Here is a 13,412-nt window from a genome sequence, read left to right as displayed (position 1 = left end):
AAAAACCGGCCTTGAGTGCCGGTTTTTTACGCCTGCCAGTGGTACTGCGCCTGGCAGTGTTTCAGCGGTCCCCTGTGTGACCGGGAGCCTGCCCGGGACGCCCTGAGTTGAGAGGCATTACCCTGGCCTATACGTGATCAAGGTCCACGCCGCGAGTCTCCTTGAGGCACAGCAGGCCGACCAGCAGGCTTACCCCCGTCACCAGTACCGGGTACCAGAGCCCATAGAAGATATCCCCGGTATACACCACCAACGCGAACGATACGGTGGGCAAAAACCCCCCAAACCAGCCATTGCCAATGTGGTAGGGCAGCGATAGCGACGTGTAGCGGATGCGCGTGGGAAACAGCTCCACCATCACGGCAGCCAGCGGCCCATAGGTCATGGTAGCGATCAGAATCATCGCCACAATCAGCAGTACCACCATGGGTTGGTTCACCAGGCTAGGGTCCGCCTTGGCGGGGTAACCCGCACTTGTGATTGCGGCACGCAGGGCCACCTCGTCATAGCCGTCGATACGCTTGTCGCCAATGGTCACCACCACCGGGTTGGCTGGGTCAGCGCCAGCAGAGGCATAGGGCACACCCGCTTTTACCAGCAAAGTCTTGACCTTGTCACAAGGGCTGTCGAAACGTGCCTTGCCCACCGGGTCGAACTGGAAGGTGCAGCCGGCCGGGTCGGCCATCACGGTGACTGGCGCCTGACGGCTGGCCTGGTCGATCTGTGGGTTGGCGTAGTGGCTCAGGCCTTTGAACAAGGGGAAGTAGAGCAGGGTAGCCAGCAGCAGGCCGACCATGAGAATAGGCTTGCGCCCGATACGGTCTGACAGCCAGCCGCAGATCACGAAGAACGGTGCCCCGATGATGACGCTGATGATCAGCAGGCTGTTGGCCTGGGCCGGGTCCATCTTGAGCATCTGGGTCATGAAGAACAACACGTAGAACTGCGCACAGTAAAACGTCACCGCCTGCCCGGCGTTGATGCTGAACAGGGCGATCAGCACGATCTTCAGGTTCTGCCACGAACCGAACGACTCCTTGATCGGTGATTTGCTGGTTTTGCCTTCGGCCTTCATGCGCGCAAAGGTGGGGGACTCATGCAGGCTCATGCGAATCCAGGTGGATACGATCAGCAGCACGATTGACAGCAGAAACGGCAGGCGCCACCCCCAGGTTTCGAAAGCGTCGCCGGTCAGGTAGCGACACACCAGTACCACCAGCAGTGACAACAATAACCCGAGGGTAGCCGTCGATTGAATCCAGCCGGTGTGCAGGCCTCGTTTATCGCGCGGTGCGTGCTCGGCCACGTAAGTGGCGGCGCCACCGTATTCACCCCCCAGCGCCAGCCCCTGAAGCATGCGCAGGCACACCAGGATTACCGGGGCGGCGATGCCGATGGTGCCGTAAGTGGGTAGCAAGCCGACCGCGAAGGTGGACAGGCCCATCAGCACAATGGTCATGAGGAAGGTGTACTTGCGCCCGATCATGTCCCCCAGCCGGCCGAACACCAGAGCCCCGAAAGGGCGCACCAGGAAGCCCGCGGCAAAGGCCATGAGGGCAAAGATGAACGCAGTGGTCTCATTGACCCCGGCAAAGAATTGCTTGCTGATGACGGCGGCCAGGGCGCCATAGAGGAAAAAGTCGTACCACTCGAAAACCGTTCCCAGGGATGAGGCAAAGATGATCTTCCGGTCTTCGCTTGCTGTAGTGGGCGTAACGCCCGCACCCTGTTGCTGGATGTAGTCCGCCATGTGTCTATGTCCTTCAGGCCCTGTGGGCACAGTGATTATTGTTGTTGTCCACTGCCGGCGGCCGCTGACTGCTGCGACCACCGCCGTTCACTGCCCGTCAGGTGACGGGCAGCGCCTGTTGCCGATTCTTTTCCGCCAGCCGGGGCGTGCCTTGCAGGATCATCTGCGCTGCCTTTTCAGCGATCATCAATGTCGGTGTACAGGTATTGCCCGACACGATCTCGGGCATGATCGAGGCGTCGACCACCCGCAAGCCGTCGATACCGTGTACCCGCAAGGTGGCGTCCACCACGTCCTGAGGGCCATTGCCCATCCGGCAGGTACCCACCGGGTGAAATATAGTCGTACCAATGGCACTTGCAGCCTCATGCAACTGCTCTTCGCTTTCCAGCGTTGGGCCAGGCAGGTATTCCTCGGGGCCAAACACACGCAGGGCAGGGGCCTGGACAATTCGTCGGGTCAAGCGAATGGCCTGGGCGGCCACGCGCAGGTCTTCCGGATCACTGAGGTAATTGGGGTCGATGATGGGCGCATCGTCCGGTTTCGCTGAACGGATATCCACACGCCCGCGGCTTTTGGGCCGCAGGTTGCAGACCGACGCGGTGAACGCCGGGAAGCCGTGCAAGGGCTCGCCGAAGCGCTCCAGCGACAGGGGCTGTACGTGGTATTCGAGGTTGGCGCTGGCCTGCTGGGGGTCGGATTTGACGAACGCCCCCAATTGGCTCGGGGCCATCGCCAGGGGCCCGCTGCGGTCGTAAAGATAGCGCAGGCCCATGCCCATTTTTCCCCATAAACTGTTGGCGACCTGGTTGAGGGTACGGGTATTGTTGACCTTGTAGATAAGCCGCAACTGCAGGTGGTCCTGCAAATTCCCGCCGACACCCGGCAACTCATGCTCAACAGTTATCCCCAACCGTTCCAGCAGCGGCCTGGGACCAATGCCAGACCGCTGCAGGATTCCAGGCGAACCAATGGCGCCAGCGCACAGCAGAATTTCCCGACGGGCTGTGTATAACACTTGGTTGCCTTCATGGCGGGCGCTAACGGCGCTGGCCCTGCCGTTATCCACAACCAGCTTATCCACCTGCACACCGGTCAGTACGGTAAGGTTGCGACGTTTGAGGGCGGGGCGCAGGAATGCCTTGGCAGAATTCCAACGAACGCCGGCGCGCTGGTTGACCTGAAAATATCCACAGCCCTGGTTATCCCCAGTGTTGAAATCGTCAATGCTGTCCACGCCACACTGAGCGGCAGCACTGCGAAACGCATCCAGAATCGGCCAGCGGTAGCGCTGCAATTCAACGCGCCATTCACCCTTGCCGCCATGGGCCTCGGAGTCACCGCCATAGTGGTTTTCACTCAGACGGAACAGCGGCAGGACATCTTTCCAGCCCCACCCCGCGTTGCCTTGGGCGGCCCAGGCGTCATAATCGGCGGCCTGCCCGCGCATGTAGATCATGCCATTGATCGAAGAACAACCCCCCAGCACCTTGCCCCGCGGGTAACTCAGCGAGCGGCCTTTGAGGCCGGGCTGCGCTTCGGTCTTGAAGCACCAGTCGGTGCGAGGGTTACCAATGCAGAACAGGTAGCCCACGGGAATGTGAATCCAGGGATAGTTGTCCTGGCCGCCTGCTTCAAGCAGCAGGACCGAGACGTCGGGGTTGGCAGAAAGTCGATTGGCCAGCAGGCAACCTGCGGGGCCGGCACCGACTATTACGTAGTCGAATGTGCGTGGAGCTGATGGCATGGGGAACCTCGCGCCGTTTTTTTCTTCTTGTCTTACCTCATGGTATTGATTAGCTTCGAGATGAAAACACCCGTTTTCGCCCACCGGCTGTGCGTTTTTGAACAATAGGTGTTTGACCTGTTCACAAGGACCCTCGATGTTCGACTGGAACGACCTGCGCTTTTTCCTCGAACTGCACCGCAGCGGGCGCCTGCTCACCGCAGCCAAGCGGCTCAACACCACCCACAGCACAGTGGCGCGTCATATCGAGTCCATCGAGCACAGCTTGGGTAACGCGCTGTTCGTGCAGCATGCACAGGGTTACGAATTGACGCCGGCAGGCCAGGCGTTGCTCAAGCATGCCGAGGCTATGGAGAACGTGGCGCTGCTAGCGCAAGAGGAAATGACCCAACCCATGATGCCGCTGGGCAAGATTCGCCTCGGGGTCACCGAGGGGATCGGCATCATGTTCCTGACCTCGCGGCTGGGCGGCTTGTTCGCACGCTACCCGGGGCTGGAAGTAGAACTGGTGGCGGTGCCGCGCTTCGTCAGCATCCTCAACCGCGAGGCGGAGATCAGTATCCACCTGGACCGGCCTGCTGCCGACCTGTTGATCACCCGCAAGCTCACCGATTACCGCCTGGCCCTTTATGCAAGCCCTGCGTATCTGCAACGCTCACCGGCGCTGAACGGCCGCGATGACCTGGCCGCTCATGCGTGGATCGGTTATGTGGACGACCTGTTGTTCAGCCAGGAACTGCTGTTCCTGAGCAGCTTTTGCAGAGCCCCCAACGTGGTGTTTCGCAGCACCAGCGTGATCGCCCAGCAGCAGGCGGCCAAGGCCGGGCTGGGCATCGCCGTGCTCCCCAATTACATGGCCGCCGACGACCCCGATCTGGTCAGGGTACTCCCCGGGGAAACCATCCAGCGCAGCTATTGGATGAGTACCCGCCGCGAGCTGCACAAGTCAGTGCGGTTGCGCGTGGTGTGGGACTATCTGCTGCAGGTCTGCATGGATGAGCAGGCTCGCCTGCTTCGACCGTGATGCCTATTGGAATACGCGGAACACACCTAACGAAAATGACAGCAGGCCCAGCGCCAGCAGAACGATGCCGGGGGCGGCGTCCAGCAGACGGCGAACCCGGCGGTACCGGTCGAGGCGGCGCGACAACAGGCTGTAGGCAATGAGAATGGAAATGTCGATGGCGGCCCAGATCAGGATCAGCACCATGGCCTGCACGGTAAATGGCTCATGCGGCGAGATAAAGCCGGGCAGGAAGGCCAGGAAGAACAGAATATCCTTGGGGTTGGACAGCCCAACCCCCATGGTTTTCCAGAAACCGTAACGGCCACTCCCCGACTGCGCTGACTCGGACGAAGCGTTCACCAGCGCGTTACCCCCCAGCCATGCCAGGTAGACGCCCCCCAGGATCTGCCCCCAATTGAGTACGGCGGCGTTGATATGCAACGTGGTGTAGATAGCCACCAGTGCACAGATCAACAACACCTGCGCCGAAACCACGCCGCCAGCGATGGTCCATGCCGGCCAGGCACGGCGCGCGTCGGCAACCACCATGGCGACGATAGGCCCTGGCGAAGCGATCAATAACATTACGGCCAGGGCAAAGGAGAGATAGGTTGTGCTCATAGTTCAGCTACCAGGTCATAGACACGCTGGTTCTTGCCCAGCATTTCGGTGTAGTAGTGCTGCCCGGTGATGGCAAAGGTACGCTGAATCCAGCGGTCGCTGCCGTCGAGCAGGGCGGTGAAGGGGCTGCGCGCGTGGGCTGTCTTGCGGTTGTCGATGACCAGCAGGTCGCCAGTGGATAACTTCACTGGTTGTTTGACCGCCCAGGCAATGTTGTTGAGATGGTTCAGCATGGCCTGGGCTTCGGGCGCGGGCGCGACCATGAACTGAGGGTCGAAACGGAAGTAGGGCGAATCGGGGTCGCCGTACAGTACCGACTGATGCTTGTTGATATCCAACCGGCAATTCTTGGAGGTGGCGCTATAGTCCGAGAGGAAGTTGTACTTCTGGTTAAAGAAGTAAGCCACGTCATCGTTGGACAAGTGTTCGAGCATGGCGTCGATGGACGTCACGTAGGTAATCGCCTCACCCAGGGGGTCTTGGCGCAGGCACAGAAGCAGCAGGTAATCGGGTAATACAGCGTGAAAGGCGTTCTCGGTGTGCAGGTCCAGTTCGGTGTCGTAGCTGTCCGAGCTTGCCGCCTTGGAATGGGCCTGATGGGGAAAGAAATTGTTGATGATGGCGCCATTGGACTCCTGTGGATATCCAATGGCCTGGCCGAGCAGCGCGGTTGCTTGCAGGAGACACATTTCGCTGGCATCGTCTGGTTTGGCGAGTGCTTCGCGGCTGGTAGGGGTAGCAGGGATGTGACCGATTGGCAGGCCTTGCAAATGCAGGAAACCGGACCTGTTGCCGAAGATCTTGAAGTGCAGGATTTGCGCGATCTGTTCCTGACTTAATCCCCCACTGTTTATGCTCGCGGCCAGCAGCTCATCAATGTTGGTGTTTGGCATGTCTTCGTTCTCTTGATCCATTGGCAGTCCAGGTCACCTCCTTTCTCCTGAAGTGGGTGGGGCATCCCTTGGAGCCGATCAGAGTATGGGTACGGGCATAACGTTGAAAAACGGATAAAGTGTTCGGGTTGCATGAGCAAAAATCATGGTTAAGGAAAGTGTCATGACCTCGCGGCTCCCCCCGCTGTATGCCCTACGAGCCTTTGAAGTTGCGGCGCGCTATGGATCGTTCACTGTTGCGGCGCAAAACCTGTGCATTACTCAAAGTGCAGTAAGCCGTCACGTGAAGACGCTGGAAGACCACTTGGGCGCCCCGCTGTTCGAACGCAAGGGCCCCAAGCTGGCGCTCACCGACACCGGCCGGCTACTGGCCCATGAGCTGGAGCGCAGTTTCAACGCCATAGAAAACGCTTGCGCTACGGCCCGCCGGCCCAAAGGCACCTTGCGTGTGAAAGCACCGTCCACGATAACCATGCGATGGCTGATGCAAGCCTTGGAAAGTTTCCAGGCCGCCAATGTCACTGACCGCGTGCAGCTGACGAGCGCCTGGATGGACCTCGACACCGTAGACTTTCGCAATGAACCGTTCGACTGCGCGGTGTTGCTGAGCAACGGCGACTTCCCCAAGGATTGGAACTTCATCAAGCTCTTCGATGAGTGGCTCGTACCTGTTTGCGCGCCATCGGTCTATGGAAAGGGCCCTTGGGGCATCGAACATCTGGCGCTGGCTGAGCTCATCCACCCGTCACGGGACTGTCGCGACTGGCGGCGGTGGCTGGAACGGCAAGGGGAGGGTGATGCGGTGGACTGGAACGAAGGCAAACGCTTCGACACGCTGGAGTTGGGCATGACAGCCGCAGCGGGTGGCCATGGTGTCTCCATTGGCGACCTGGCGTTGGTGGGGCCGCAGTTGAAGGATGGCTCCCTGGTGCTGCCGATTCGCACGGCGGTGCGCACGGGGGACAGCTATTACCTGATCTGGTCACAGCGCAACCCTGAGCATTACCTGCTAGAACGGGTGCGGACCTTTCTGCTGGCCAACGTACCCGTCATTCCTGCGGCAGACATCCTCATGCTGGACTGAGTCGGGCCAATCGTCCTGAAGGGAGGGCGGGGTCAGCGAGTACCGAATAAAAAACCCCGGCCAATGGCCGGGGCTTTTTTGTGTTCACCTGAATCAGAAGTCCAGGTTCGATACCGCCAAAGCATTGTTCTCGATGAACTCGCGGCGCGGCTCTACCGCATCGCCCATCAAGGTGTTGAAGATCTGATCAGCTGCGATCGCGTCTTCGATGGTCACCTTGAGCATGCGGCGCACGGTTGGGTCCATGGTGGTTTCCCACAGCTGGTCCGGGTTCATTTCACCCAGTCCTTTGTAGCGCTGGATGGTATGGCGCTTGGTACTCTCGGTCATCAGCCATTCCAAGGCTTCCTTGAACTCGACCACCGGCTTCTTGCGTTCGCCACGCTGAACGTAGGCACCTTCATCCAGCAGGGTCGCCAACTGCGCGCCCAGGGCTGTGACAGTGCGGTAGTCATTGCTGCCGAAGAAGTCGCGGTTGAAGGTAATGTAGCTCGCCAGCCCGTGAGAGGTGATTTCCACTTCCGGCAGCCACACGTTGCGTTCACGATCTTCGCGCAGGCTGGCCTTGTAGACCAGGCCCGACTTCTCGGTGGTGCGCAGGCGGGCGTCGAACTTGGCCAGCCAGGCTTGCATGCCAGCGTGGTCCGACAGTTGCTCCAGCGACACGGCCGGCAGGTAAACGAAGTGCTCGGTGAGCTCTTGCGGGTACAGGCGGGACAGGCGCTTGAGGGTCTTCATCACCATGCGGAAGTCATTGACCAGGCGCTCCAGCGCTTCACCGGAGATACCTGGGGCCGAGTCGTTCAGGTGCAGGCTGGCATCTTCAAGGGCCGACTGGGTCATGTATTCTTCCATGGCCTCGTCGTCCTTGATGTACTGCTCCTGCTTGCCCTTCTTCACTTTGTACAGGGGCGGCTGAGCGATGTAGATGTAACCGCGCTCGATCAGCTCTGGCAATTGACGGAAGAAGAAGGTCAGCAACAAGGTACGGATGTGCGAACCGTCGACGTCAGCATCGGTCATGATGATGATGTTGTGATAACGCAGCTTGTCGATGTTGTATTCTTCGCGCCCGATACCACAGCCCAGCGCAGTGATCAGCGTGCCTACTTCCTGGGAAGAGATCATCTTGTCGAAGCGTGCTTTCTCGACGTTGAGGATTTTACCCTTGAGCGGCAGGATGGCCTGGGTACGACGGTTACGGCCTTGCTTGGCCGAACCACCCGCGGAGTCACCCTCCACCAGGTACAGTTCGGAAAGGGCAGGGTCCTTCTCCTGGCAGTCAGCCAGTTTGCCTGGCAAGCCGGCGATGTCCAGCGCGCCTTTGCGGCGGGTCATCTCACGAGCCTTGCGGGCGGCTTCACGGGCACGGGCAGCGTCGATCATCTTGCCGACCACGGCCTTGGCTTCGTTCGGGTTTTCCAGCAGGAAGTCCGAGAAGTACTTGCCCATTTCCTGCTCGACCGCGGTCTTCACTTCCGAAGAAACCAGCTTGTCCTTGGTCTGCGAACTGAACTTGGGGTCGGGCACTTTTACCGAGATGATCGCGGTCAGGCCTTCACGGGCGTCATCGCCGGTGGTGGCTACCTTGTTCTTCTTGGCCAGGCCTTCCTGCTCAATGTAGTTGTTCAGGTTGCGGGTCAAGGCCGAGCGGAAACCCACCAGGTGGGTACCACCGTCGCGCTGCGGAATGTTGTTGGTGAAGCACAACAGGTTCTCGTTGAAGCTGTCGTTCCACTGCAGGGCAATCTCGACGCCCACGCCATCATCGCGCTGAACGTTGAAATGGAACACCTGGTTGACCGGCGTCTTGTTGGTGTTCAGGTACTCGACGAACGCGCGCAGGCCGCCCTCATATTTGAAGTTCTCGTCCTTGCCCGAGCGTTCGTCCTTCAGGTAGATACCGACACCCGAGTTCAGGAACGACAGCTCGCGAATACGCTTGGCCAGGATGTCCCAGCTGAAGTGGATGTTCTTGAAGGTTTCAGCCGAAGGCTTGAAGTGAATCTGGGTACCGGTGGTTTCGCTTTCGCCAACGATCTTCATCGGCGCCTGCGGCACGCCGTGCACGTAGGTCTGCTCCCAGATCTTGCCACTACGGCGAACGGTGAGGATCAGGGTTTCCGAGAGGGCGTTCACGACGGAAACGCCCACACCGTGTAGGCCGCCAGATACCTTGTACGAGTTATCGTCGAACTTACCGCCAGCGTGCAGCACGGTCATGATGACCTCTGCCGCGGAAACGCCTTCTTCTTTGTGCACATCAACCGGAATGCCGCGACCGTTGTCGCGCACGGTGATGGATTCGTCAGGGTGGATAATGACGGTGATGTCGTCGCAATGGCCGGCCAAGGCTTCGTCGATCGAGTTGTCGACGACCTCGAACACCATGTGGTGCAGACCGCTACCATCATCGGTGTCGCCAATGTACATACCGGGACGTTTGCGTACGGCATCCAGCCCTTTCAGCACTTTAATGCTGGAGGAATCGTACGTTTGATTTTCGCTCATGCCTTCACTCCCGATGGTCGTGGGTCTGGGTGATACGCCCTTGTTCCACGTGGAACAAAGCGACTGGCGTTTCCGTCTGCCAGCCTTCGCTCAATAATTCGTGGTCTACACAGGTGATAAATACCTGGCAGCGTAATTCTTCTAGCAAGCGACAAAGTGCGCGGCGGTGTTGCTCGTCGAGTTCTGACGGCAAGTCGTCCACAAGATAAATACATTGACCGCGCCGTGCCTGGCTGACGAGGTGGCCCTGTGCGATACGCAGGGCGCACACCACCAACTTTTGCTGGCCGCGGGAGAGAATATCCGCAGCGTTGTGGGCACCCAATCGCAACCGCAGATCAGCGCGTTGCGGTCCAGCCTGGGTGTGGCCCATTTGTTGGTCACGAAGCAGGGAAGCGCCAAGCACCTCGGAGAGGTCCCGCTCCTTATCCCAGCCTCGGTAATAACTGAGGGTCAAACCTTCCAGCTCGACGAGCTCACTGAGGGTCTGCTCAAACACCGGTTTCAATGCCTTGATATAGGCCCGACGGTATTCATCAATTTCAGCACTGGCCAGGCATAACTCCCGGTCCCATGCAGCTTGCGAAGCAGCGTCAAGTGTACCATGCCGAAGCCACGAGTTTCGCTGCTTCAGGGCCTTCTGCAGCCTTTGCCACGTCCCCATGAAGCGCGGTTCCACGTGGAACACGCCCCAGTCCAGGAACTGCCGTCGGATCTTCGGCGCCCCTTCGAGCAGGCGAAAACTGTCGGGGTTGATCAACTGCAACGGCAGGATTTCTGCCAGCTGCGCGGCACTGCGCGCGTTCTGGCCATCAATGCGGATGGTGAAATCGCCCTGACGCTCCCGTGAAACACCCAACGCGGCGTGGCCCCCTTCATTGAGCTCAACCTGACCGAACACGGTGCAAGCACCTTGTTCGTATTGGATGACCGGCAACAGGCGGGTGCTGCGAAACGACCGCGCCAGCCCTAGCAGATGGATAGCTTCCAACACGCTGGTCTTTCCGCTGCCGTTGGCGCCGTAGAGGATGTTGATTCGCGGGGAGGGAGAGAAGGTCACCGGGTGCAGGTTACGCACCGCGGTGACAGAGACACGACTGAGGGACATCTAGAGTCTGCTGGGCAAGTTACAGGCGCATCGGCATGACGACATAAGCAGAGTCGTCGTTGTCGGATTCCTGCACCAGCGCGCTGCTGTTGGAGTCAGACAGGATCAGGCGAACCTGTTCAGTCGTCATCACACCCAGCACGTCCAGCAGGTAGCTGACGTTGAAGCCGATTTCCAGCGAACCACCGTTGTAGTCCACGCCCACTTCTTCTTCCGCTTCCTCCTGCTCAGGGTTGTTGGCCTGAATCTTCAGCTGGCCGGCAGCCAGTTGCAAACGGATGCCACGGTACTTCTCGTTGGAGAGAATCGCGGTACGGCTGAACGCTTCACGCAGCGCCTGGCGGTCACCCAGCACGACCTTGTCGCCGCCCTTGGGCAGAACACGTTCGTAGTCCGGGAATTTACCGTCGACCAGTTTCGAGGTGAAGGTGAATTCACCGGTAGTCGCGCGAATGTGGTGCTGGCCCAGAACGATGCTGACGCTACCGTCAGGCTCGGTGAGCAGGCGCGCCAATTCAAGGATACCCTTGCGTGGAACGATTACCTGATGGCGGTCGCTATGTTCGATGGCGGCCTTCATGGAGCACATGGCCAAGCGGTGACCGTCGGTGGCGACGGCGCGCATCAGGCCATTGGACACTTCCAGCAGCATGCCATTGAGGTAATAGCGCACGTCTTGCTGGGCCATGGCGAAGCTGGTGCGCTCGATCAGGCGGCGCAAGCGGCTTTGCTCCAGGCTGCAGGTCAGCGAGCCCGGGCCCTCTTCCACAGTTGGGAAGTCATTGGCCGGCAACGTCGACAGGGTGAAACGGCTGCGGCCGGCCTTGACCACCAGCTTCTGCTCGTCGACCTTGATGTCGATGAGCGCGTCGTTGGGCAGGCTCTTGCAGATATCCATCAGCTTGCGCGCAGGCACGGTGATCTCGCCCTGTTCGGCGGGTTCTTCCAGCTGCACACGGCCAACCAGTTCCACTTCCAGGTCGGTACCGGTAAGCGACAGTTGCTGGCCTTCGACAACCAGCAAAACGTTGGACAATACCGGCAAGGTCTGGCGGCGCTCGACGACACCGGCGACCAGTTGCAGGGGTTTCAACAGGGCTTCGCGTTGAATGGTGAAATGCATGGTCTAGTCCCTTGCCTTAATAAGAAGCTGCGCTGACATTTATCACGTGGTCAGCGTCCGCAGCAGGTTCTTGTAGTCCTCGCGGATATCCGCGTCGGATTCCTTGAGTTCGTTGATCTTTCTGCAGGCGTGCAACACCGTGGTGTGGTCTCGACCGCCGAACACGTCGCCGATTTCCGGCAGGCTGTGGTTGGTGAGCTCCTTGGACAGCGCCATGGCCACCTGGCGTGGGCGCGCGACGGAACGCGAGCGACGCTTGGACAGCAGATCGGAAATCTTGATCTTGTAGTACTCGGCCACCGTACGCTGGATGTTATCCACACTGACGAGTTTATCCTGCAGCGCCAGCAAGTCCTTCAAGGATTCACGAATCAGCTCTATGGTGATGTCGCGGCCCATGAAGTGCGAGTGGGCGATGACACGCTTGAGCGCGCCTTCCAGCTCGCGGACGTTGGAGCGAATACGCTGGGCGATGAAGAATGCGGCGTCGTGCGGCAGTTCAACCTTCGCCTGATCGGCCTTCTTCATCAGAATGGCGACACGGGTTTCCAGTTCCGGTGGCTCTACGGCGACCGTCAGCCCCCAGCCAAAGCGCGACTTCAGGCGCTCTTCCAACCCTTCGATTTCCTTGGGATAGCGGTCACTGGTGAGAATCACCTGTTGGCCGCCTTCAAGCAAGGCGTTGAAGGTGTGGAAAAACTCTTCCTGGGACCGCTCCTTGCGGGCGAAGAACTGAATGTCGTCGATAAGCAGTGCGTCCACCGAACGGTAGAAGCGCTTGAACTCGTTGATGGCGTTCAGCTGCAAGGCCTTGACCATATCGGCAACAAAACGCTCGGAGTGCAGGTACACGACCTTCGCGTTTGGGTTCTTCTTGAGCAGGTGGTTACCCACAGCATGCATCAAGTGAGTTTTACCCAGGCCCACGCCGCCATAAAGGAACAACGGGTTGTAGCCATGCTTGGGGTTGTCCGCGACCTGCCAGGCGGCCGCACGGGCCAACTGGTTGGATTTACCTTCAACGAAGTTTTCGAAGGTGAACGTGCGGTTCAGGTAGCTGGTGTGCTTGAGCGCACCTTCCACTTGTACGTTGCGCTGTTCCGCGCGTGCCGGCGCCTGCTGGGAAGCAGCACCAGCCATGGGGTCGAAGCTGTCCCGCGAAGGTTCTTCGCTGACCTCGGCCGCCAGGGTTGGCGTAGCGACTTGGGCAGCCGGTTCGGGCGTGGGTACGGCAGCGGGCGCGGCGGCCTGCTGCTGGGCAGCCTGGGACGCGGCCACGGCAGCAGCCAGCGGCGCGTTCGGGGCGGCTCGCGGTGCCGAACTGCGACGGCTGCCTATCAATAAGGAAAGGGCAGGCGCGATTCCGCTGCCGTGCTCGCCCAGGAGTTCGAGCAAACGCCCCAGGTACTTTTCATTGACCCAGTCCAGAACGAAGCGATTGGGCGCATATACACGCAACTCGTCGCCTTCGGCTTCGACCTGTAGCGGACGGATCCAGGTGTTGAATTGCTGGGCAGGCAGTTCATCGCGCAGAAGCTCCACGCACTGCTGCCAAAGTTCCACTGACAC

General features: G+C 59.6%; 10 protein-coding genes. 2 read left to right on the top strand and 8 right to left on the bottom strand.

Annotated features, from left to right (window positions below; translation table 11 throughout):
- Positions 1-127 precede the first annotated feature (127 nt).
- Together HWQ56_RS00050 and HWQ56_RS00045 are read right to left on the bottom strand one after the other, a co-directional pair.
- Positions 128-1,750, bottom strand: coding sequence for an MFS transporter (locus HWQ56_RS00050; RefSeq protein WP_158153010.1), 1,623 nt, complete (start codon positions 1,748-1,750; stop codon positions 128-130).
- 97 nt (positions 1,751-1,847) lie between these two features.
- A complete protein-coding gene (locus HWQ56_RS00045) occupies positions 1,848-3,497 on the bottom strand; it encodes a GMC family oxidoreductase (RefSeq protein ID WP_158153009.1) in 1,650 nt (549 codons plus the stop codon).
- Between the two features lie 136 nt (positions 3,498-3,633).
- On the opposite strand from HWQ56_RS00045, the gene HWQ56_RS00040 reads away from it, so the two are divergent.
- Complete coding sequence (locus HWQ56_RS00040; RefSeq protein ID WP_176569484.1) at positions 3,634-4,521, top strand: LysR family transcriptional regulator; 888 nt, start codon at positions 3,634-3,636, stop codon at positions 4,519-4,521.
- 3 nt (positions 4,522-4,524) lie between these two features.
- Here HWQ56_RS00040 and HWQ56_RS00035 read toward each other — a convergent pair whose 3' ends face one another.
- Complete coding sequence (locus tag HWQ56_RS00035) at positions 4,525-5,124, bottom strand: LysE family translocator (RefSeq protein ID WP_158153007.1); 600 nt, start codon at positions 5,122-5,124, stop codon at positions 4,525-4,527.
- Positions 5,121-6,017, bottom strand: a complete 897-nt coding sequence (locus HWQ56_RS00030; protein WP_158153006.1) for a TauD/TfdA family dioxygenase — start codon at positions 6,015-6,017, stop codon at positions 5,121-5,123. The genes HWQ56_RS00035 and HWQ56_RS00030 overlap by 4 nt, the downstream gene beginning before the upstream one ends.
- A 163-nt stretch (positions 6,018-6,180) precedes the next feature.
- Here HWQ56_RS00030 and HWQ56_RS00025 point away from each other — a divergent pair, with 163 nt between their 5' ends.
- Entirely contained in the window at positions 6,181-7,101 is a 921-nt protein-coding gene (locus HWQ56_RS00025; protein ID WP_233270809.1) for a LysR substrate-binding domain-containing protein, read from the top strand.
- A 93-nt stretch (positions 7,102-7,194) separates the two neighbouring features.
- Here the strand turns inward: HWQ56_RS00025 and gyrB are convergent, their stop codons facing one another.
- Genes gyrB through dnaA form a run of 4 tightly spaced genes read right to left on the bottom strand, consistent with a single transcriptional unit; the run spans position 7,195 to position 13,412 of the window.
- Positions 7,195-9,612 carry a DNA topoisomerase (ATP-hydrolyzing) subunit B gene (gyrB, locus tag HWQ56_RS00020; RefSeq protein WP_158153004.1) on the bottom strand — a complete coding sequence of 806 codons (2,418 nt, stop codon included), beginning with the start codon at positions 9,610-9,612 and terminating at the stop codon, positions 7,195-7,197.
- Positions 9,613-9,616: 4 nt separating this feature from the next.
- A complete protein-coding gene (gene recF, locus HWQ56_RS00015; protein WP_158153003.1) occupies positions 9,617-10,720 on the bottom strand; it encodes a DNA replication/repair protein RecF in 1,104 nt (367 codons plus the stop codon).
- 19 nt (positions 10,721-10,739) lie between these two features.
- Positions 10,740-11,843: a DNA polymerase III subunit beta gene (gene dnaN, locus HWQ56_RS00010; RefSeq protein ID WP_158153002.1), complete on the bottom strand. Its 1,104-nt coding sequence runs from the start codon at positions 11,841-11,843 to the stop codon at positions 10,740-10,742.
- A 42-nt stretch (positions 11,844-11,885) separates the two neighbouring features.
- On the bottom strand, positions 11,886-13,412 hold the full coding sequence (gene dnaA / locus HWQ56_RS00005; protein WP_158153001.1) for a chromosomal replication initiator protein DnaA: 1,527 nt from the start codon (positions 13,410-13,412) through the stop codon (positions 11,886-11,888).

Origin of the sequence: Pseudomonas eucalypticola, from assembly GCF_013374995.1 — a bacterium.
In the GTDB taxonomy this organism is placed as follows: domain Bacteria; phylum Pseudomonadota; class Gammaproteobacteria; order Pseudomonadales; family Pseudomonadaceae; genus Aquipseudomonas; species Aquipseudomonas eucalypticola.
Note: the sequence above shows the minus strand (reverse complement) of the source record. Positions and strands in the feature narration are given on the sequence as shown.